Origin of the sequence: Mesorhizobium sp. NFR06, assembly GCF_900115245.1 — a bacterium.
In the GTDB taxonomy this organism is placed as follows: domain Bacteria; phylum Pseudomonadota; class Alphaproteobacteria; order Rhizobiales; family Rhizobiaceae; genus Mesorhizobium.
Map to the genome: position 1 here is coordinate 440,912 of NZ_FOVT01000001.1, position 18,164 is coordinate 459,075.

Below are 18,164 nucleotides of genomic sequence, written 5' to 3' on the forward strand. Positions count from 1 at the left end.
AGGCCCGCGGCAATCGCCGCGGGCCCTTCTTTTATAATTGTCAGGCTCGATCAGAACGAGCGCTGGAAGCGGACGATGCCGCCGACGCTGTCCTTCTTGTCGGCCTTGGTGAAGTTGCCGAACGGGGTGCCGTCGTCGAAGTGGCCGAAGTGATCCCAGTCGACTTCGGTGGTGACCGTGAAACCCGGGACGATGGTGTAGGCGACGTTCGCGGCGAGAGCGTAGTTCTTGTCGTCGTCGGCCGAGGCCTGGAGGTTGAAGGAGGTCTTGTCGTTGAACTTGTAGGTGCCGCCACCCCAGACAGCCCAGTTGCCGCCCCACGGCTTGTAGAAGCCGCGGCCGTGAGCATCGATGGTGTTGCCGGCATCGTCACTCAGGTTGTCGTCGGTTCCGTAGCCGCCCATGACGAACAGCGTCAGTTCCTTGCTGACGTTGACGTCGAGGCGAACCTTGCCGGCCACTTCCTCGTAGTTGCTGTCATAGGCAACAACACCAGTGACCGCGCCCCAGTCGCCCTTGTACTTCAAGCCACCGACGACGTGCGGAACGTAGCTGTCGATCGTGCCTACCGTGCCCGAGCCTTCCTCGAGCGAGATCACGCCCGAGAAGCCGCTGCCGGCGTCGAAATAGTAGCTGACGACATTGGTGTCCTTGAGGCCATACGGAATGATGGTGTCCTGGATGACGTTGCCGGCATAACCGATGAACTGGTCATAGGGCGTCTCGTCCTTACCAACGCGCAGGCCGCCGAGCTGGATCCAGGCGAAATGCAGGTCGACCGCCTTGTTGGCGGCGGGATTGCTGTCGACCAAGCCGCGCGAATCAGTGACGAGGTTTTTGTCACCGAAGTTGAAGCGCGTTTCGGTATAGGTCTTCAACGTGCCGAGCTCGGTTTCCTGGCCGGTCCAGGTCTTCAGCGTGAAGCGGGCATGCTTGTACCAGGTGCCCTGCTCGTCGCCGTCCTCGTGATCGCCGGACTTCGCGCCGTCGAACGAGCCGACGTCGCCGACGCCGATGTCGTAACGGACATAGCCGCCGATGCGCAGGCAGGTTTCGGTGCCGGGGATGTAGAAGTAACCTGCGCCATAGACGTCGCAGATCTTGACGTATTCGGCCGGTTCCGGCTCGGCGACGGTGACCGCGTCGGCGGCGCGGGCGCCCGAAACTGCGATCAGGGCCGCAGCGGAGCCGAGAAGAAGGCTCTTGATATTCATTTCTTGAATCTCCAGTCAAAGGTTCAAGACAGGTCTGCGCACGCCTTGCCGGCTCTGCCACCCCCGTCCCCATCGTTGAAAAAGTCGCGCACCGGCGCCGCTTCTTCGCCATCGACATGGCCCAATCGACAGCGGCGCACAACAGAGATTATGTCAGAAAAACGCCTTTTCGCCTCTTAGAAAAGTCTTGTTGCGTAAATATCACGTCACATATTTGAAAGAATGGCACATATTGGACAAATCACACAATCGATACAGGAGTATACCAAGAAAATGTGCAAAATGTACCATTGTTACTGTTTTATGACAGGTCTCTAGCCGGCTAAGATATGACGGGCGGCGCATCGAAGGCCCGGCGGATCACATTCGAAACTCGTGCTCACGAGAAGGTGCGGGCGACGCGTACGACGTCCTCGATCCTATCCTCCCGGAGCATCTCTATAGGAATGCGCCCATCGAGTTCGGGCGCGGGCCGGGTCAGCCAGAACCATGCCAGCCGTGGATTGGCTATCGCCGACAACACCTCGCTTATGCCCTGAGCCGGTCTGCCGTCGACGAACTGGGCAAGCGGGAAGACATGCTTTCGGCCGCCCTTGCGCAACGCCACGACTTCGCCCCGCCTTTGCCAGCGATGCAGCGTCGAGCGCGGGATGCGGAAATTCTCTTCCAGGTAGGTCGAGCCGGCAACCTCGCCCGCCCAGTCCTCGATCACCATCGACTGGAGCTCCGAGGCTTGCTCGGCAATGTGCTGGAACGCAGGTTGCCCGGGTCCGACCGCCGGCACCGGGTTTTCGGAGGCACTGTCGGCCGCGGCGGAGTCGCCGCGCGCGATCTTGTCCGCCATCGTGCGGAAGAACTCGGAGGCGAGCGCTGTCGAGTCACCCTTGAACGAGCCGATCGCGAGGCGCTGTGCTTGCTGCAGGAAGGGCAGGGCGGCGGCAATGCTGCCGGCGATCGCACTGGCCGAAACGAGCGCCTCGGCGTCCAGCAGGACGCCGTGCCGCATCAATGCCTGCTGCACCGCCTCGGCCACCAAGCCTGCCAGGGCCTCTTGCGAAATCCCTTCATGAGGATTTTGAAATCTGGTCATGCATCTGTCTTGCGGGCCACGCGCTGTCCTCCCTAGCCGCGGCCGGTTGTACGGCTAAAGCGGGAATCGGAACGCGTGACGGCAAAGAATGCAGCGACCCGGCAGGTAGCTGTCTTGCATTTTTACACCCCAACTGGCTGCCCCGAAATGTCAGTCGCAGGACGCCTCAGTCTGCGTGTAGATACGCTCTGTGACAGACGCGCGACAAACCGCTGCGTTTGATGCTCTCTTGGAGTGACGCAACGGGACTATAGCAGCCCGGCCTGCTCGGCTTCGCGACGCAGGTTCTGGCGCGGGCGCGGGCCGATCTGCTGGATCACCAGCCCGGCGGCCAGCGAGCCGAGGTCGCCGCAATCCTTGAGGCTCAGTCCGGCGGTGTAGCCGTAAAGGAAGCCGGCTGCATAGAGATCGCCGGCGCCGGTCGTGTCGACCAGTTCCTTGATCTCCGTCGCCTGGATGGTGACGGTCTCCTCGCCGCGCACGATGACCGAGCCTTTTTCAGAACGGGTGACGGCGGCTATTCTGCAATCCTTGCGGATTGCGGCGAGCGCTTCCTCGAAAGAAGCGGTCTGGTAAAGTGATTTGATCTCGTGGCTGTTGGCAAAGACGATGTCGACGGTGCCCGAACGCATCAGCTCGAGAAACTCGTCGCGGTACCGGTCGACGCAAAAGGAATCCGACAGTGTCATCGACACTTCGCGGCCCGCCGCATGCGCCAGCTTCGCCGTCTGGCGGATAGCCTCCTTGGCGCGCGGCGGATCCCACAGATAGCCCTCGAAATAGGTCACCTTGGCGCCGGCGGCCTTGTCGGCCTCGACATCCTCGGGGCCAAGTTCCACGCAGGCGCCGAGATAGGTGTTCATCGAACGCTCGCCGTCGGGCGTGACGAAGATCATCGAACGCGCCGTCGGCGGCTCGCCCTCGAGTGGCCTGGTATCGAAGGCCACGCCCTGAGCGTGGATGTCGTGCGTGTAGATGTCGCCCAGCGCGTCGTTCGACACCTTGCCGAAGAAGGCGGCCCGCCCGCCGAGGCTGGCTACGCCAGCCGCGGTGTTGCCGGCGCTGCCGCCGGAAGCCTCGATCGCCGGTCCCATGCGGCTGTAGAGCAATTCGGCGCGCCTGGCGTCGATGAGGTTCATCGCGCCCTTGATGATGCCGTTGGTTTCGAGAAAAGCCTCGTCGCACTGCGCGATGATGTCGACAATAGCATTGCCGATGCAAAGCACGTCATATTCCGGCATCAAAATCTCCGCCAACGACCCACCGGCTTCTGCCACGCCGGCCGGGCGCGGGTCTAGCGAGTTGCAATCGCTTTGCCTACCCCGAAAATCGGCGCCCGTCGGATCGAACCGGCCTTGGCCGGGACGGTTCGTCGGCCGCGGCAGCGTTCGCATCGAACTGGCCCATAACAGCCGCCTCGCTCACGACTATGGTTTCGCCGTCATCGAAACATTTCCGCTCCGCCGTGGGCTAGAAGCGGGTCGTCCTGCAACAGGCTGGAAAGCATCGCCAATGCCCGCAAAGACCGATATGACCATCGAACTGGCATTGCAGGCGGTGCTGGCGGTGTTGTGGGGTGCCTCCTACACCTTCATCAAGATCGGCGTCGAGACGATCCCGCCGGTGAGCTTTATCGCCGGACGCACGCTGATCGCGGGCGGCATCCTGCTTGGTCTCATCCGCTGGCGCGGCCTTGCCATGCCCCGGGACGCGATCAACTGGCGCCGCTTCATGTTCCAGGCCTGCCTCAACAGCGTTATCCCGTTCACGCTGATCGCCACGGCCGAACGGTCGATCGACGCCGGCCTTGCCACGATCCTCAATGCGACGTCGCCGATCTTCACCTTCCTGCTGACGGCACTTATCACCCGCCACGAGCCGGTGACCATGCGCAAGCTGGTTGGTGTCGGCGCCGGTATCGCCGGCATTTGCCTTATCGTCGGCACCGAGGCTCTTGGCGGCATCGGTCATCAGTTGTGGGCGCAGCTCGCGGTCGTCGCCGCCACCATCTGCTATGCGGGCGCCGCCATCTTTGGGCGAAACTTCAGGGGTCTGGATCCCATGGTGCCGGCCGCCGGTTCGATGATCTGCGGCGCCGCGATGCTGATTCCCTTGAGTCTCGCCTTCGACCGGCCGTGGACATTGACGCCGTCGACTGCATCGATCCTGGCTCTCTTCGGGCTTTCGGTCTTCTCGACGGCGCTCGCCTTCTCGATCTTCTTCCGGCTCATCCACACGCTGGGCTCGGTCGGCACCACCTCGCAGGCCTATCTGCGCGTGCCGATCGGCGTCGGCATCGGCGCCGTCTTCCTTGGCGAAAGCCTCGGGCCGACCGCATGGCTCGGCATGGCCTTCGTCGTCGTCGGTGTCGCGGCCATGACCATTCCGGCGAGGCAGGCCGGGCTTGCGCGATAGTTGTACCGGGCGGCCACCCGGCCTATGTCGGAAGCGTCTTTCTCGATGAGGGGTTGAAGACGCCGTGATCCTGAACGCCGCCCGCGCCGCCGCCAGCCAGCTGTTCTCGCCTCAATTCCGCACCGTGTTCCTGAAGACGCTGGGGCTGACGCTGCTCTCCCTGGTGGCCCTATGGTTCGGCACCGAGAGCGTGCTCGAATGGTTGGCCTGGCCGTGGCTGCAAACGTTTGTTCCCGGGTTGCCCTCCTGGGCCGGGTGGTTGGGCGGTATCATTGCCGGCGTCGTTCTGGCGATAGGGATGGCTTTGCTGATCGCCCCGGTGACGGCGATCATCGCCGGCCTGTTCCTCGACGACGTCGCCGAGCTGGTCGAACGTACCGACTATCCCAACGATCCGCCGGGCCGCGCCGTGCCGGCACTGCATTCGCTTGTGCTGGCGATCAAATTCTTCGGCGTGGTCGTTCTCGGCAACATCGCCGCTCTGCTGCTGCTTCTGGTGCCGGGCATCAACATTGCCGCCTTTTTCATCGTCAACGGCTATCTGCTGGGGCGAGAATTTTTCGAATTCGCCGCCATGCGGTTTCGCTCCGAGGCCGAGGCCAAGGCGCTGCGCCGCAAATTTGCCGGCACGGTGTTCCTGGCCGGGCTGGTCATTGCCGCCTTCCTTGCCGTGCCGCTGCTCAACCTTCTGACGCCGCTTTTCGCGGCCGCCATGATGGTGCACCTGCATAAGGCGGTTTCGGCGCGCAAACCGGTCTGATCTATTCGGCATCGCCGCCGCGGAACAGCGCCTGCAGCTTGCCGAACGGCATTGCCGCCCGGGTGAAGCCGAATGTGCCGTCCTGCTGGATCTCGCGCGCCGCCGTCTCCAGCATGCCATAGGCGAAATTGGTGAGCCACGGTCCGAGCGAGATGCGCTTGACCCCAGCCACGGCAAGGTCGGTGACGGTGAACCCGGGTCGGGCCATCACATTGACCGGCCGGCTCACCGACGCGCAGATCCGGCGCACCATTTCAACGTCGCTGATGCCCGGCGCATAAAGCACGTCGGCGCCGGCTTTTTCGAAGGCTTGCAGCCGCTTGATGGTGTCGTCGAGATCGTTCTTGCCCCACAGGAAATTCTCGGCCCGCGCGGTGAAGACGAAATCGTGCTTGAGCGCCCGCGCTGCCTCGACGGCGGCGGCGACGCGCTCGGTCGCCAGCGAGAAATCGTAGATCGGATTGGTGGGGTCGCCGGTGTGGTCCTCGATCGAGCAGCCGGCGAGGCCGGCGGCTTCGGCCGCGAAGATGGTTTCAGCCGCCTGTTCGGGGCTGTCGCCCTTGCCGCGTTCGAGATCGGCCGAAACCGGCAGGTCGGTTGCCGCCGTCACCTCGCGGCAATGGTGGATCATCGCCTCGAAGGTCACGGCGCCGTCGGGCAGGCCGCGCGAGAAGGCGAAGCCGGCGCTGGTCGTCGCCAGCGCCTTGAAGCCGAAGGAGGAAAGCAGCTTGGTCGTGCCGACATCCCAGGGGTTGGGCATGACGAAGGTGGAGGCATGCAGGTCGCGAAAGATCTTGCCCTTGTCCATGGTGGGTCCTCAATCAGGATCGGGGTTGTGGGGGGAATCTATCGCGCGGGCCGCGGCCGGGCAAATGAATGCGTTCCGTTCAGAAGCGTTTCTCGTTTTCTGCTGACAGTTTCTCGAACGCGTCGGAATCCTTGATGTAGCGCGACTTGGCCTCGTCCCAACGATAGGTGACCGAAATATCGCGCGAAGCGGTCGCCGGCGCGGGCTCCTCGCAGCTTTCGCCGCTCGGCATCGTGGCGTCGGTCACCGTCACCTTGATCGCCGCATATGGCCTCTCGTCGCCAGGCGCCTGGAAGGACAGGTCCTGCGTGCGCTTGTAGGCGCAGACATTCTCGTCGAACGTGTTGATCTGATCGATCGGCTCGAAACGGTCGCCGAGGACCTGGATCAATATCGTGTCGACATAGCCCTGGTTCGAATTGAAATGCGTGCTCATGGTGATGAGCGCGTCGTCGCCGGGTCCGAGCGCGAGCTTGCCAGGGTCGCGAAAATAAGTGTTCTGGTCGGTTCCGACATTGACGGTGTCGAGCAGTTTCGGCTTGTCCGCGAGATCGTAGAGCGCCAGCACGGCAAACCCCTCGGCGCTGTCTTGCGCCTGGCCGAGGTCGAAGAGCATGGCCAGCCGGTCCTTGCCGCCGGCCTTGATGGCAAGCACGGCGGCGTTCGGCAGGCTGATTGTCTCGGGCGGCGAACCGCCTTCGTCGCCGCCGAGGATGTGGCGCATCTCGATCGGCGTGCTGCCCTTGTAGAAACCGTCATCGCCAGCGGCCAGATCGGGGACGATCATCTTGGCGAGGTCGAAATAGGTGGCGCCCTGATGGCCGGGAATGCTGCTGTTCAGTTCCGGAAGGCTGACGCCCTGGGCTCGCGCGGCCGCCCACGTAAAGGGCAGCAGCAGGCAGGCGAGCATGAGACGGGACAGAATGGAAATCATCGAAAGCCCCCAGGAAACCGCACGCTAGCACGGAGTCCTGAAGCGTGCAGCCAGGCGGTCAGCGGATCGGCACCAGCCTGGCGAGTTCCCGCATGTCGTCGAACAGGATGCCGCCGGCCGCCGCCAGGCCGTCGCGGTCCGAGTACGGATCGGCATAATAGGAAAAAACCCGCATGCCGGCGGCGATGCCGGCCTCGGTTCCCGCGACACTGTCCTCGATGACGATGCAGTCGGCCGGCGCGAAGCCCATCGTCTCTGCCGCGTGCAGGAAGAGGTCGGGGAACGGCTTGCCGCGGCTGACCATGGTGGCGGAGAACATCGCGTGCTCGAACAGCGGCAGGAGCCCGGTCTGGCCAAGCGTGATGTGCATCTTCGACACCCTGGCCGAGGAGGCGACGCAATAGGCGATGCCGGCGGTGCGCACCTTTTCGATGAAGTCGCGCACATAAGGGATCGCCTCGACGCCATGCGCGAACAGGTCCGGCAGGCCGGCGTTCCAGCGTTCGACGAAATCGGCGCCGAGCCTGACGTCCGTCGTTGTCTCGATTTCTTTCTGCACCGAGACCATGCTGCGGCCGGAAAAATGCTTGCGGCAATATTCGAATGTGGTCGCAAAACCGGCGGCGGTGAGCCATTCGGCCAAACGCCGGTTGCCAATATTTTCGGTATCGACCAGGACCCCGTCGCAGTCGAAGATGATCAGTTTTGGAACTTGCATCAGGCCGTGCCGGTCGACCCGAAACCGCCGGCGCCGCGCGTCGTGCCGCCGGCCAGCGCTCTTTCCTCGACCGAAACCTGGGTCACCGCCGCGAAGACGATCTGGGCGATGCGCATGCCGCGCGTCACCGCGAAATCCTCGTCGCCGAGATTGACCAAGAGCACCTTGACCTCGCCGCGATAGTCGCTGTCGACGGTGCCGGGCGAGTTGAGGACCGTGAGGCCATGCTTGAAGGCAAGGCCGGAGCGCGGCCGCACCTGACCTTCCATGCCTTGCGGGATTTCCAGGACGAGCCCGGTCGGGACCAGGGCCCGCTTTCCCGGCAGGATGAGCAGCGGCCGGTCTTCCGGCACCGCTGCGCGCAAATCCATGCCGGCCGCACCGGCGCTCTCATAGGCCGGCAGAGGCAGGCCTTCGCCATGCGGAAGCCTGACGAAACCGACGGCGGGGCCGATGACGGAGGAAGGATAGACAGCAGTGCGCATGAGCTCATTCCTATCGGCGCGAATGCCGATTCGGTCAACTCGACCGTGATGCTATCCAAGGCTTTCTTTGAGGCGTCACGATGACTTCGCTTCCCGCGAAGACGTGTCGACAAGATTGTTGCGCTGGTGGAATGCTCACTTGGCGATTGGCGAGAACGCCCATCACGTCGTCATCCACGGGCGGAGCAAGGAGCGAAGCGACGCGCGCAGACCCGAGGATCCATTCCGTGACTGCGAAGCGTCGCGACGATCCAGAATTCTGCTCCGCAGCATTCCACGGTCGAGGTAACGGAATGGATCCTCGGGTCTGCGCGCGTCGCTTCGCTCCTTGCTCCGCCCGTGGATGACGAAGTTGAGAGGCCTTGGCTACCTACCGCAGTTCCATCGGCACCACGGTCGTCTCCTTGATCTCCTCCATGACGAAGGACGCGGAAACATCGGATAGCGGTACCTTGGCGATCAGCCTCTGGTAGAGCCTGTCATAGGCCTTCACGTCGGCGACACGGGCCCTCAGCACATAGTCGAGGTCGCCCGACATCCGGTAGACGCCGGTGATTTCGGCAAAGCCGGTCACCGCCGCGCGGAACTTCTGCAGCCAGTCCGGGTCATGGTTGGAGGTGCGGATCAGGATGAACACGGACAGGCCGAGGCCGAGCTTGTCGGCATCGACCAGCGCGACGCGGCCGGTGATGACGCCATCTTCCTCCAGCCGCTTGACGCGCCGCCAGCAGGCATTGCGCGACAGCGCCACCCGCTCCGACAGCTGGTCGACCGAAAGCGTGCCGTCGCGCTGCAGCTCGGCCAGCAATCTTCGATCGGTCTCATCGATTTGAGCCACCATGTTGGGATGAATGTCCCATGAAATTGCCAAAAGCAAGGACAAATTGGGACCGATGAACCAAAGCCTTATGGCAGGATACCCACCATCGGGACTTATCCCGGCAGGAGGGATCACCATGACGACCAGGTTTACGGCACTGTTCACCTCTCACCCGGAGAAGGTCGGCGAGACCTATTTCGGCCATATGGCCTTCGCCGCCTGGTTCTGCTCGCGCCTGTCGATGGCCGCGGGCGCCGCGCTCGTTCACGCTTTCTTGCCCTTTCTGTTCGAAACTACGGCGAGCCGAATCGTTCGCGAGCTCTATGAGCGCACGCACAACAGGGGCTCGCATGCGGCCAAGGAGCCGTCGGCTCTGATGGATCGCGCCTAGAGCCGGATGATTTCAGGTCGATTCGACCTGAAATCTGAATCCGTCTCTAAATCAGAGAAGTAGAGCATGATGCCGTCCGAAAACCGCTTCACACTTTTCGGCATCATGCTCTAGAGATGGTGGAATGCGATGTGCCGATGGGCGGCCTATCTTGGTGAAGCGGTCTTCCTCGAAGACATCATCACCGCGCCCTGCCACTCGCTGATCGCCCAGAGCCACTGCGCCCAGGAAGCCAAGTCGCCGACCAATGGCGATGGCTTCGGCCTGGCCTGGTATGGCGACCGGCCCGAGCCCGGCCTTTACCGCGACATCCTGCCGGCCTGGTCCGACCCCAATCTGAAAAGCCTCTGCCGCCAGATCAAGTCAGGCCTGTTTCTCGCCCATGTGCGTGCCTCGACAGGTGGCGCCACCAGCCGCATGAACTGCCATCCTTTCGTTTCCGGGCGTCGTTCATGCACAATGGCCAGATCGGCGGTTTCGAAAGGATCCGCCGCGCGCTGGAAAATTCGCTTTCCGACGAAGTCTTCGACCAGCGCGAGGGCACAACCGATTCCGAGCTATTCTTCCTGCTGATGATCGATCAGGGATTGGCGACAGACCCGCAGGGCGCGGTGTCAAGGGCGACCGGCCGGGTTGTCGAAGTTGCGCGTCGCGCCGGCATCGAACCGTCCTTGAAATTGACAGCGGCTTTTTCGGATGGCAGCGCGCTCTATGCAGTGCGCTACGCCACCGACGATCATGCGCCGACACTCTATACCGGCGCTTTCGCGAAACGCGCCGGCCAATGCATCGTTTCGGAACCGTTCGACCGCGACGGCGGCGAGTGGCAGGCGATCCCGCCGGCGAGCTTCGTCACCATGACCCGGGACGGCACCCGCATCCGACCGTTTGCGCCGGCCGCCGCCCAACTGGCGCTCGTGGGCTGAGCCGGCAGCGCAATTTCGATCAAGCACGGTTGTCCGCCCGATGCTGAACTGGGCTTGAAGCCGCGTCGCGATCCGCCATCTTCGTGGCGGACGGCAACGGCTGGAGCCTTCGCCATGGACCATGCGTTCTCTTCCACGATCGAACTCGCGGCCGCAATTTCGGCGCGCAGGATCTCGGCAGTCGAGGCGCTCGATGCGCATCTTGCCCAGATCGACCGGCACAACGAAGCGGTGAACGCCGTCATCATCCTCGATCGCGAGGGCGCGCACGAACGCGCCGGGCAGGCCGATGCGGCGCTGGCTCGCGGTGACGCGCTCGGACCATTGCATGGCGTGCCTTTCACCCTCAAGGATGCCCATGAGACGGGCGGCATGAGGACGACGGTCGGCTTCCCGCCGTTTGCTGACTATGTTGCGAGACAGGACAGTCCTGTCGTGGCCAAGCTCAAAGCGGCCGGCGCCGTGCTGGTCGGTAAGACCAACGTCGCCACCATGCTGGGCGACTGGCAGTCGGACAATCCGCTGTTCGGCCGCACCAGCAACCCGTGGGATCTGTTGCGCACCGCCGGTGGCTCCAGCGGCGGCGCGGCGGCAGCGGTCGCGACCGGCATGACGCCTTTCGAGGTCGGCACCGACATGCAGGATTCCATCCGCCTGCCTGCCGCCTTCTGCGGCGTCTACGGGCTGAAGCCGACCGAACATCGTGTCGCGCTCGCCGGCGCGTTTCCTGACCCGGGTGGCATGCCGCGCAGCGTGCGGCTGATGTCTTGCGTCGGTCCGTTGGCGCGCAACCTGGAGGATCTGGCGCTGATCCATCGGATCATCGCCGGGGCGGACGGAGCCGACACCGATCTGACGCCGGTGCCGATCGAGCCGACGCCGATGCTCGAGCTGAAATCGCTGCGCATCGCCGTCGCCGGCACCTTCCCCGGCTTTCCGGTCGGGGCGGAGATCGCCGCCGCCGTCGAAAGCCTGGCTTCGCAACTCGCCTCCGCCGGCGCGGGCATCGAGGAAGCAAAACTGCCGAAGCTCGACCTGCACGACGATTTGTCGGAGGGCGGCAAGCTGATCGGCATGATGCTCGAAGCTGCCCAGCCTGAGGCGCCGGCGCAGCCGATGCCGGTTTCGGCGTGGTTCGCGGCGCTCGCCCGGCGCGACCGCTCGATCCTGGCCTGGGAGCGCTTCTTCGAAAGCTGCGACGCCTTGCTCTGCCCGGTCGCCATGACGACGGCGTTTGCGCACTGCAAGCCCGGGAGCCCGCTCGAGGTCGACGGCAAGGACGAAAGCTATTGGCTGCTGCCCGCTCATGGCGCGGTGTTCAACTATTCCGGCCATCCGGCGCTGGCGTTCCCTTGCGGGCAGGACAGCAAAGGTTTGCCGATCGGCCTGCAACTGGTCGGCCGGCGCTGGTCGGAGGCACGGCTGCTCGGCATCGCCGCGGCGATCGCGCCGCTGGCCGGCGGTTTTCGCCGGCCGCCGGGCTACTGAGCGAAGCGCTCCAGTCCGTAGGGCGCGAGCAACGCATTGCGTTCGCCTTCAAGGATTTCGCGGGCGGCAAACAGGCCGATTGCTGGCGCCAGCGTGATGCCGGAATGCATGACGGCAATGTAGAGGCCGCCGACGCCCGCGGCGCGGCTGACGATCGGAAAACCATCGGCCGGGGTAGGGCGGTAGCCGACTGTATGGAAATCGAACTCCAGTCCCTCCGCGCCGCGCAACGCTGCCTTCGTGAGCGCGAACAGGTCGCGCGCCGTGGCTTCGGGATTCTCGCCCGGATCGCCGCCGGCGAAATCCGAGCCGGCGATGATGCGGCCCTCGGCTGACTGGCGCATATGCAGTCTCTCGGCAAGCACCAGCCCATTGAGCAATTTCCTGTAGGGGCGGGAGTGCACGATGAGGCCCGGCGGCGTGTCGAGCGGCAGCTTGACGCCGGCCGTCGCGACGATCGCCGGGGCGCCCGCCCCGGCCGCGACGACCACCTCGTCGGCGCCGATGGTTTCGCCTGAAACGATCACCCCGGTCACTTTGCCATCCGAGAGGATAAGCCTGTCCACCGCGCCAACGATCACCTGCGCGCCGCGCTGTTCGGCATCCGCCAGCAGCGCCTTGGCGGTTGCCACCGGTTCGGCCACGCCTTCCTCGGCGACATGGACGGCGAAATCAGGAGGAACGACGAGATTGGGCTCGATTTGCGCTGCCCGCTCGCGGTCGACGCGTTCGATGCCATAGCCCCATGACGAGTGCTCGGCGGCATAGGCTTCGAGCCTGTCCGGCGGCAGGTCGAAGCACAGGCCGCCACACCAGGCGAGCGGCAATCCTGGCAGCTCGTTTGCCAGACGCTGCCATTCGGCCATGGCGCGGATGCGCAACCGGAAATAGACCTCGGGATTGCCCCAGCTGGCATTGATCCAGGCGAAGGAATTGGGCGTGGCGACACCGCCGGCGCCGCTTTCCGAAACGACGGTAACCCGCGCGCCGACCCTCGTCAGATGCCAGGCGATCGAGGCGCCGATGATGCCGGCGCCGATGACGATGACGTGTTTCGTCACGCGGTTCTCCATCCTGTTTCCGGTGAGGGCTTCCACCTGCCATTTACGGGTGCTTTTGCCAACGCAAACTTGCGCGCTTGACAGCAATACGTACGTCCGTATTATGACGGAATGGCTAGACAATCACTCCGCGAAAACCTTCTCGACGCCGGCTTCCGGACCATCTGGAATTCCGGTTACACGGCGGCCGGCGTCCGCGACATCGTCGCCGCGGCCGGCGCCCGGCCCGGTTCCTTCACCAACCATTTTGCCTCCAAGGAGGAATTCGCCGGCGAGGTGCTGGAACGCTACTTCGCCTATGTGAGCGGACTGGTCGAGAACGCTTTGGCGCATGACGGCACGCCGCCGGTGGGCAGGCTTCGCCGCTATCTCGACGTCATCACGTCGAAGCTGGAAGCGCATGACTGGGCGCGCGGCTGCATGATCGGCAATCTCAGCCTGGAAACGGCCGTGCACAGCGAGCCGCTGCGGCTCCGGCTGGTCGACATTTTCGAGCGCTGGCGCCGGCCATTCGCGGCCTGCATCGCCGAGGGACAGGCGGCGGGCGAGATCACCGAGGCCTTCGACGCCGAGGACCTCGCCGATTTCCTGCTGTCGTCCTGGCAGGGCGCCATGCTGCGCATGAAGGTCGAGCGCAGTCCGGAGCCGCTCGAGCGGTTCAAGAAAATCATCTTCAGCACCGTGTTTGGAAGGGAGTGAGTCCGATGCATTCGACGACTGATGAACTACTGCTGCGGCGCGCCGAGATCGCCGTGCTCGATTCCACGATGTCCTATCTGGAGGCCGGCACGTCCGGCCCGACCGTGCTGTTGCTGCACGGCAATCCGACCTCGTCCTACATCTGGCGCAACATCATTCCGCATGTCGCACGCTTCGGCCGCTGCATCGCGCCCGACCTGATCGGCTATGGCCGGTCCGGCAAGCCCGACATCGACTATCGCTTCTTCGATCAGGTCCGCTATCTCGACGCCTTCATCGAGGCGCTCGGCATCGAGGACCTGGTGATCGTCGCCCAGGACTGGGGCACGGCGCTGGCGTTCCATTTTGCGGCGCGGCGGCCGCAACGCGTTCTCGGCCTTGCCTTCATGGAGTTCATCCGGCCCTTCGAACGCTGGGAGGATTTCCACCAGCGCCCGCAGGCGCGCGAACTGTTCAAGGCGCTGCGCACGCCCGGCGCCGGCGAGAAGCTGGTGCTGGAGGACAATGTCTTCGTCGAGAAAATCCTGCCCGCTTCCGTCTTGCGGCCGATGAGCGGTGAGGAGATGGAAGCCTACCGGGCACCGTTCCCGACGCCGCAGTCGCGCAAGCCGGTGCTGCGTCTGCCGCGGGAGTTGCCGATCGAAGGCCAGCCGGCCGATGTCGCCGCCATCAGCGAGCACGACCACCGCGCGCTGCGGCTTTCTTCTTATCCGAAACTGCTTTTCGCCGGCGATCCCGGCGCCCTGATTTCGGCCCAGGCGGCAAAGGAATTCGCGGCCGGGCTGAAGAACTGCCGCTTCATCGATCTGGGGCCGGGCGCCCATTATCTGCAGGAAGATCACCCCGACGCGATCGGCAAGGCCATTGCCGGCTGGTTGCCGGAAATTGTCCGGGCGGAAGGCGAGGCGGAACTGGCTTGAACCCGGCGGCGGGCCCGAGGCGCCCGCGCCCCATGTCGACAGGCCGGCGCCGCACTGATAGAAGCGCCGCCTGTCACACGGAACTGCTTTAAAGAAATGCCCGAAACAATACCTGAAGAGGTTGCGCGCCGCCGCACCTTCGCGATCATCGCCCACCCCGACGCCGGCAAAACCACGCTGACCGAAAAACTGCTTCTGTTCGGCGGCGCCATCCAGCTTGCCGGCGAGGTCAAGGCCAAGAAGGATCGCATCCAGACGCGCTCCGACTGGATGAAGATCGAGCGCGAGCGCGGCATCTCGGTCGTCACCTCGGTGATGACCTTCGAGTATGACGACAACGTCTTCAACCTGCTCGACACGCCCGGCCACGAGGATTTCGCCGACGACACCTATCGCACGCTGTCGGCGGTGGATTCCGCCGTCATGGTCATCGACGCCGCCAAGGGCATCGAGCCGCGCACGCTGAAGCTGTTCGAGGTCTGCCGCCTGCGCGACATCCCGATCATCACCTTCGTCAACAAGATGGACCGCGAGAGCCGCGATCCCTTCGAGATCCTCGACGAGATCGAGCAGAAGCTGGCGCTGGACACCGCGCCCGTCACCTGGCCGATCGGCCGCGGCAGGACTTTTTCAGGCACCTACCATCTGGCGCAGAACGCGGTGCGCCGCAGCGACGACGAGAAGGAACGCACGCCGGTCCATGGTCCGGATTCCAACCGCGTGGCAGGATTGTTGCCCGACAATGAGCGCGAAGCCTTCATCGAGGAACTGGAGCTGGCGCGGGAAGCCTGCCGTCCGCTCGACGTCGACGCCTTCCGTGAAGGCCATCTGACGCCCGTCTATTTCGGCTCGGCGCTGCGCAATTACGGCGTGCGCGACCTGATCGAGGCGCTCGGCGCCTATGGCCCGCCACCGCGCGCCCAGGAAGCCGACGAGCGCACGGTCGAGGCGACCGAGGAGAAGATGACCTCCTTCGTCTTCAAGATACAGGCCAATATGGATCCCAACCACCGCGACCGCATCGCCTTTGTGCGCGTCTGCTCGGGCAAGCTCGAGCGCGGCATGAAGGCCAAGCTCGTGCGCACCGGCAAGCCGATGAGCCTGTCGGCGCCGCAATTCTTCTTCGCCCGCACCCGCGTCACCGCCGACGAGGCCTTTGCCGGCGACGTCGTCGGCATCCCCAACCACGGCACGCTGCGCATCGGCGACACGCTCACCGAAGGCGAGGAGATCCTGTTCCGCGGGGTGCCGAATTTCGCCCCGGAAATCCTGCGTCGCGTTCGGCTGGGCGACGCGATGAAGGCCAAGAAGCTCAAGGAAGCGCTGCACCAGATGGCCGAGGAAGGCGTCGTGCAGCTGTTCTCGCCCGAGGACGGCTCGCCGGCCATCGTCGGCGTCGTCGGCGCCCTGCAGCTCGACGTGCTGAAGGAGCGGCTGAACATCGAATACACGCTGCCGGTGGATTTCGAGATGTCGCGCTTCTCGATCTGTCGCTGGATCTCGGCCGACGACAAGGCCGAGATGCAACGCTTCATCGAAGGCCATCGCGGCGACATCGCCCGCGACCTCGACAACGATCCGGTGTTCCTCGCCCAGCACACCTTCTCGCTCAACTACGAGGCCGAGCGCTGGAAGGCGATCCGCTTCGCTGCGGTCAAGGACTATCAGGTCCGCGACAAGGCGGCTTAGGCGCCAGTTTTCCCTTCTCCCCTTGTGGGAGAAGGTGTCGCCGAAGGCGACGGATGAGGGGTGTTCCAGGGAACGCGGACGTCTCACTCCGCTGGAACACCCCTCATCCGTCTCGGCGCTGCGCGCCGATCCACCTTCTCCCACAGGGGGAGAAGGGAAGATCGCACAGCTCTCACCCCTTCGCCGCCGCTTCCAGCTTGTCGATTTCGATCTTGCCCATCTTCATCATGGCATCCATGACACGGCCGGCCTTGCCCCGGTCGGGATCCTGAAGCAGGCGCGGCAGTTGTTCCGGCACGACTTGCCAGGAGACGCCGAACTTGTCCTTCAGCCAGCCGCAGGGCCCCGGCTCGCCGCCGCCTTCGGTAAGCCGCGTCCAGAAATGATCCACCTCTTCCTGCGTCTTGCAGTCGATCGACAGCGAGATCGCCTCGGTGAATTTATATTGCGGCCCGCCGTTCAGCGCCTGGAAGGTTACGCCGTCGAGCTCGAACGAGGCCACCAGCACCTGGCCCTGCTGAGCATGGCCCTCCGGCCAGCGCGTGACGCTCAGCACCTTCGAATTCTTGAAGATGGAGATGTAGTGGTTCATGGCCTCTTCGGCCTGGGTGTCGAACCACAGGAAGGTGGTGATCTTCTGCATCGCTTTCTCCTTGGCTTTCTTGGGGAAGGGGTCAGGCGGCGCCCTTGGCGGCGGTGTCCTGGAGGGAACTGAGAGAGGCATCCAGTTGGGCGTAGCTGTCGGCCATGCCCGAGGTCATGCCGGTGCCGAGCGCGCCGTCGCGCGCGGCTTGCGAGGCGTAGAGGATTGTTTGCGTCAGCAACGTCTTGCCGTCGACTTCGGTGAAGACCACGGTTCCAAGCGCCTCGCCGCCGGTCCAGTCTTCGTCGAACAACTCGGCGGCCACGATCAGGCTCGGCCGGACGATCTCGCGATAGGTCGCGCTCATGCCCATCGCCCGCCCATCACGATGGCGCCACACATAGCGTGCCGCCCCGCCCACACTGAGGTCGATCCGGCAAGTCTCCAGCCGCCAACCGTCCGGGCCATGCAGCCAGGTCTTGAGCAGCGCCGGAACCGTCCAGCAATCGAACACCATCGGGCGCGGCGCGTCGAAGACACGGGTAATGCGAATCTCGCGATCGCTGGGGGTCGTGACGGTCAGCGTCGCGACGGTCGGGCCTGGCAGTCTCGTGGTGCTCATCTGGTGTCCCCTTTGCGTTTGCTGAACCCAAGGACGTTCGGTCGGCCGCCGATCCGACAGTGTCTCGATTTACTCTTTACTATTGTTCGGGCTCGTCGGGGCCCTTCCCGGCCTTGAGCGCGCCGAGCAGCGCATCGAGCCGCTGGAAATTGCCTTCCCAGATCTCGCGGTAGCGCTCCAGCCATTCGGTGGCTTCGGCCAGCGGTTTCGCTTCGAGCCGGCAGGGCCTGCGCTGTGCGTCGCGGCCGCGCGAGATCAGCCCCGCATTCTCGAGCACCTTGAGATGTTTCGAGATCGACGGCTGGCTGATGGCGAATGGCTCGGCAAGTTCCATCACCGAGGCCTCCCCATCGATGAGCCGCGCGAGAATGGCGCGCCGCGTCGGGTCGGAAAGCGCGGCGAAGGTTGCGTCGAGTTGATTCATCTTGAATAGCCAATTGGATATATACCTGAATGGCTATATTGCAATCGGCATTGCCGGTCAACCTGCTTCCGTGGCGCAGCGCAAAATTGTGGCAAGGCGGGATCATGGCCGCTATAA

The 18,164-nt window shown here is 64.1% G+C and carries 19 protein-coding genes and 1 pseudogene; 8 read left to right on the plus strand and 12 right to left on the minus strand.

Going from position 1 to position 18,164, the window contains the following annotated elements; translation table 11 throughout:
- Positions 1–50 precede the first annotated feature (50 nt).
- The 3 genes from F3H96_RS02070 to F3H96_RS02080 all read right to left on the minus strand — a co-directional run bounded on the left by F3H96_RS02070 (position 51) and on the right by F3H96_RS02080 (position 3,545).
- Positions 51–1,214 (minus strand): porin, encoded by a 1,164-nt coding sequence (locus F3H96_RS02070; protein WP_149790263.1) that lies wholly within the window; start codon positions 1,212–1,214, stop codon positions 51–53.
- A 379-nt stretch (positions 1,215–1,593) separates the two neighbouring features.
- A complete protein-coding gene (locus tag F3H96_RS02075; protein WP_348530044.1) occupies positions 1,594–2,247 on the minus strand; it encodes a hypothetical protein in 654 nt (217 codons plus the stop codon).
- Positions 2,248–2,552: 305 nt separating this feature from the next.
- Positions 2,553–3,545, minus strand: coding sequence for an adenosine kinase (locus F3H96_RS02080; protein WP_149790265.1), 993 nt, complete (start codon positions 3,543–3,545; stop codon positions 2,553–2,555).
- 271 nt (positions 3,546–3,816) lie between these two features.
- Here F3H96_RS02080 and F3H96_RS02085 point away from each other — a divergent pair, with 271 nt between their 5' ends.
- On the plus strand, positions 3,817–4,719 hold the full coding sequence (locus tag F3H96_RS02085; protein ID WP_149790266.1) for an EamA family transporter: 903 nt from the start codon (positions 3,817–3,819) through the stop codon (positions 4,717–4,719).
- A gap of 64 nt (positions 4,720–4,783) precedes the next feature.
- Positions 4,784–5,479: a sulfate transporter family protein gene (locus tag F3H96_RS02090; protein WP_149790267.1), complete on the plus strand. Its 696-nt coding sequence runs from the start codon at positions 4,784–4,786 to the stop codon at positions 5,477–5,479.
- 1 nt (position 5,480) lies between these two features.
- Here F3H96_RS02090 and F3H96_RS02095 read toward each other — a convergent pair whose 3' ends face one another.
- The 5 genes from F3H96_RS02095 to F3H96_RS02115 all read right to left on the minus strand — a co-directional run bounded on the left by F3H96_RS02095 (position 5,481) and on the right by F3H96_RS02115 (position 9,265).
- Positions 5,481–6,287, minus strand: coding sequence for an isocitrate lyase/phosphoenolpyruvate mutase family protein (locus F3H96_RS02095; protein WP_149790268.1), 807 nt, complete (start codon positions 6,285–6,287; stop codon positions 5,481–5,483).
- A gap of 79 nt (positions 6,288–6,366) precedes the next feature.
- Complete coding sequence (locus tag F3H96_RS02100; RefSeq protein WP_149790269.1) at positions 6,367–7,221, minus strand: hypothetical protein; 855 nt, start codon at positions 7,219–7,221, stop codon at positions 6,367–6,369.
- Between the two features lie 58 nt (positions 7,222–7,279).
- A complete protein-coding gene (locus tag F3H96_RS02105; RefSeq protein WP_188131258.1) occupies positions 7,280–7,939 on the minus strand; it encodes an HAD family phosphatase in 660 nt (219 codons plus the stop codon).
- Positions 7,939–8,424: a dUTP diphosphatase gene (gene dut, locus F3H96_RS02110; RefSeq protein WP_149790271.1), complete on the minus strand. Its 486-nt coding sequence runs from the start codon at positions 8,422–8,424 to the stop codon at positions 7,939–7,941. The genes F3H96_RS02105 and dut overlap by 1 nt, the downstream gene beginning before the upstream one ends.
- A gap of 370 nt (positions 8,425–8,794) precedes the next feature.
- The gene (locus tag F3H96_RS02115; RefSeq protein ID WP_149790272.1) at positions 8,795–9,265 is read right to left on the minus strand and encodes an Lrp/AsnC family transcriptional regulator; all 471 of its coding nucleotides are present in this window, start codon (positions 9,263–9,265) and stop codon (positions 8,795–8,797) included.
- A gap of 115 nt (positions 9,266–9,380) precedes the next feature.
- Here F3H96_RS02115 and F3H96_RS02120 point away from each other — a divergent pair, with 115 nt between their 5' ends.
- The 3 genes and pseudogenes from F3H96_RS02120 to F3H96_RS02130 all read left to right on the plus strand — a co-directional run bounded on the left by F3H96_RS02120 (position 9,381) and on the right by F3H96_RS02130 (position 12,049).
- Positions 9,381–9,635 carry a DUF6356 family protein gene (locus tag F3H96_RS02120; RefSeq protein ID WP_149790273.1) on the plus strand — a complete coding sequence of 85 codons (255 nt, stop codon included), beginning with the start codon at positions 9,381–9,383 and terminating at the stop codon, positions 9,633–9,635.
- A 129-nt stretch (positions 9,636–9,764) separates the two neighbouring features.
- Positions 9,765–10,561, plus strand: a pseudogene (locus F3H96_RS02125) (class II glutamine amidotransferase).
- Between the two features lie 114 nt (positions 10,562–10,675).
- Entirely contained in the window at positions 10,676–12,049 is a 1,374-nt protein-coding gene (locus tag F3H96_RS02130) for an amidase family protein (protein ID WP_149790274.1), read from the plus strand.
- On the opposite strand, the gene F3H96_RS02135 is transcribed toward F3H96_RS02130, so the two are convergent.
- On the minus strand, positions 12,043–13,110 hold the full coding sequence (locus F3H96_RS02135; RefSeq protein WP_244619877.1) for an FAD-binding oxidoreductase: 1,068 nt from the start codon (positions 13,108–13,110) through the stop codon (positions 12,043–12,045). The genes F3H96_RS02130 and F3H96_RS02135 overlap by 7 nt on opposite strands.
- Positions 13,111–13,221: 111 nt before the next feature.
- Here F3H96_RS02135 and F3H96_RS02140 point away from each other — a divergent pair, with 111 nt between their 5' ends.
- The 3 genes from F3H96_RS02140 (at position 13,222) to F3H96_RS02150 (ending at position 16,418) form a co-directional block, all read left to right on the plus strand.
- Positions 13,222–13,809, plus strand: a complete 588-nt coding sequence (locus F3H96_RS02140) for a TetR/AcrR family transcriptional regulator (RefSeq protein WP_149790276.1) — start codon at positions 13,222–13,224, stop codon at positions 13,807–13,809.
- A 5-nt stretch (positions 13,810–13,814) separates the two neighbouring features.
- The gene (locus tag F3H96_RS02145; RefSeq protein ID WP_149790277.1) at positions 13,815–14,729 is read left to right on the plus strand and encodes a haloalkane dehalogenase; all 915 of its coding nucleotides are present in this window, start codon (positions 13,815–13,817) and stop codon (positions 14,727–14,729) included.
- Between the two features lie 96 nt (positions 14,730–14,825).
- Positions 14,826–16,418: a peptide chain release factor 3 gene (locus F3H96_RS02150; protein ID WP_149790278.1), complete on the plus strand. Its 1,593-nt coding sequence runs from the start codon at positions 14,826–14,828 to the stop codon at positions 16,416–16,418.
- A gap of 172 nt (positions 16,419–16,590) precedes the next feature.
- On the opposite strand, the gene F3H96_RS02160 is transcribed toward F3H96_RS02150, so the two are convergent.
- The 3 genes from F3H96_RS02160 to F3H96_RS02170 all read right to left on the minus strand — a co-directional run bounded on the left by F3H96_RS02160 (position 16,591) and on the right by F3H96_RS02170 (position 18,047).
- Positions 16,591–17,061 (minus strand): VOC family protein, encoded by a 471-nt coding sequence (locus F3H96_RS02160; RefSeq protein WP_149790279.1) that lies wholly within the window; start codon positions 17,059–17,061, stop codon positions 16,591–16,593.
- A gap of 31 nt (positions 17,062–17,092) precedes the next feature.
- Positions 17,093–17,623, minus strand: coding sequence for an SRPBCC family protein (locus tag F3H96_RS02165; protein ID WP_149790280.1), 531 nt, complete (start codon positions 17,621–17,623; stop codon positions 17,093–17,095).
- Positions 17,624–17,702: 79 nt separating this feature from the next.
- Positions 17,703–18,047 carry a metalloregulator ArsR/SmtB family transcription factor gene (locus tag F3H96_RS02170; RefSeq protein ID WP_149790281.1) on the minus strand — a complete coding sequence of 115 codons (345 nt, stop codon included), beginning with the start codon at positions 18,045–18,047 and terminating at the stop codon, positions 17,703–17,705.
- Between the last annotated feature and the right edge of the window lie 117 nt (positions 18,048–18,164).

Excerpts from the sequence above, each read along its gene's own strand:
- F3H96_RS02130 (WP_149790274.1), top strand. The coding sequence starts at position 10,676 with ATGGACCATGCGTTCTCTTCCACGATCGAACTCGCGGCCGCAATTTCG.
- F3H96_RS02140 (WP_149790276.1), top strand. The coding sequence starts at position 13,222 with ATGGCTAGACAATCACTCCGCGAAAACCTTCTCGACGCCGGCTTCCGG.
- F3H96_RS02105 (WP_188131258.1), bottom strand. The coding sequence starts at position 7,939 with ATGCAAGTTCCAAAACTGATCATCTTCGACTGCGACGGGGTCCTGGTC.
- F3H96_RS02120 (WP_149790273.1), top strand. The coding sequence starts at position 9,381 with ATGACGACCAGGTTTACGGCACTGTTCACCTCTCACCCGGAGAAGGTC.
- F3H96_RS02160 (WP_149790279.1), bottom strand. The coding sequence starts at position 17,061 with ATGCAGAAGATCACCACCTTCCTGTGGTTCGACACCCAGGCCGAAGAG.
- F3H96_RS02085 (WP_149790266.1), top strand. The coding sequence starts at position 3,817 with ATGCCCGCAAAGACCGATATGACCATCGAACTGGCATTGCAGGCGGTG.
- F3H96_RS02100 (WP_149790269.1), bottom strand. The coding sequence starts at position 7,221 with ATGATTTCCATTCTGTCCCGTCTCATGCTCGCCTGCCTGCTGCTGCCC.
- F3H96_RS02150 (WP_149790278.1), top strand. The coding sequence starts at position 14,826 with ATGCCCGAAACAATACCTGAAGAGGTTGCGCGCCGCCGCACCTTCGCG.
- F3H96_RS02095 (WP_149790268.1), bottom strand. The coding sequence starts at position 6,287 with ATGGACAAGGGCAAGATCTTTCGCGACCTGCATGCCTCCACCTTCGTC.
- F3H96_RS02170 (WP_149790281.1), bottom strand. The coding sequence starts at position 18,047 with ATGAATCAACTCGACGCAACCTTCGCCGCGCTTTCCGACCCGACGCGG.
- F3H96_RS02115 (WP_149790272.1), bottom strand. The coding sequence starts at position 9,265 with ATGGTGGCTCAAATCGATGAGACCGATCGAAGATTGCTGGCCGAGCTG.
- dut (WP_149790271.1), bottom strand. The coding sequence starts at position 8,424 with ATGCGCACTGCTGTCTATCCTTCCTCCGTCATCGGCCCCGCCGTCGGT.
- F3H96_RS02070 (WP_149790263.1), bottom strand. The coding sequence starts at position 1,214 with ATGAATATCAAGAGCCTTCTTCTCGGCTCCGCTGCGGCCCTGATCGCA.
- F3H96_RS02080 (WP_149790265.1), bottom strand. The coding sequence starts at position 3,545 with ATGCCGGAATATGACGTGCTTTGCATCGGCAATGCTATTGTCGACATC.
- F3H96_RS02145 (WP_149790277.1), top strand. The coding sequence starts at position 13,815 with ATGCATTCGACGACTGATGAACTACTGCTGCGGCGCGCCGAGATCGCC.
- F3H96_RS02165 (WP_149790280.1), bottom strand. The coding sequence starts at position 17,623 with ATGAGCACCACGAGACTGCCAGGCCCGACCGTCGCGACGCTGACCGTC.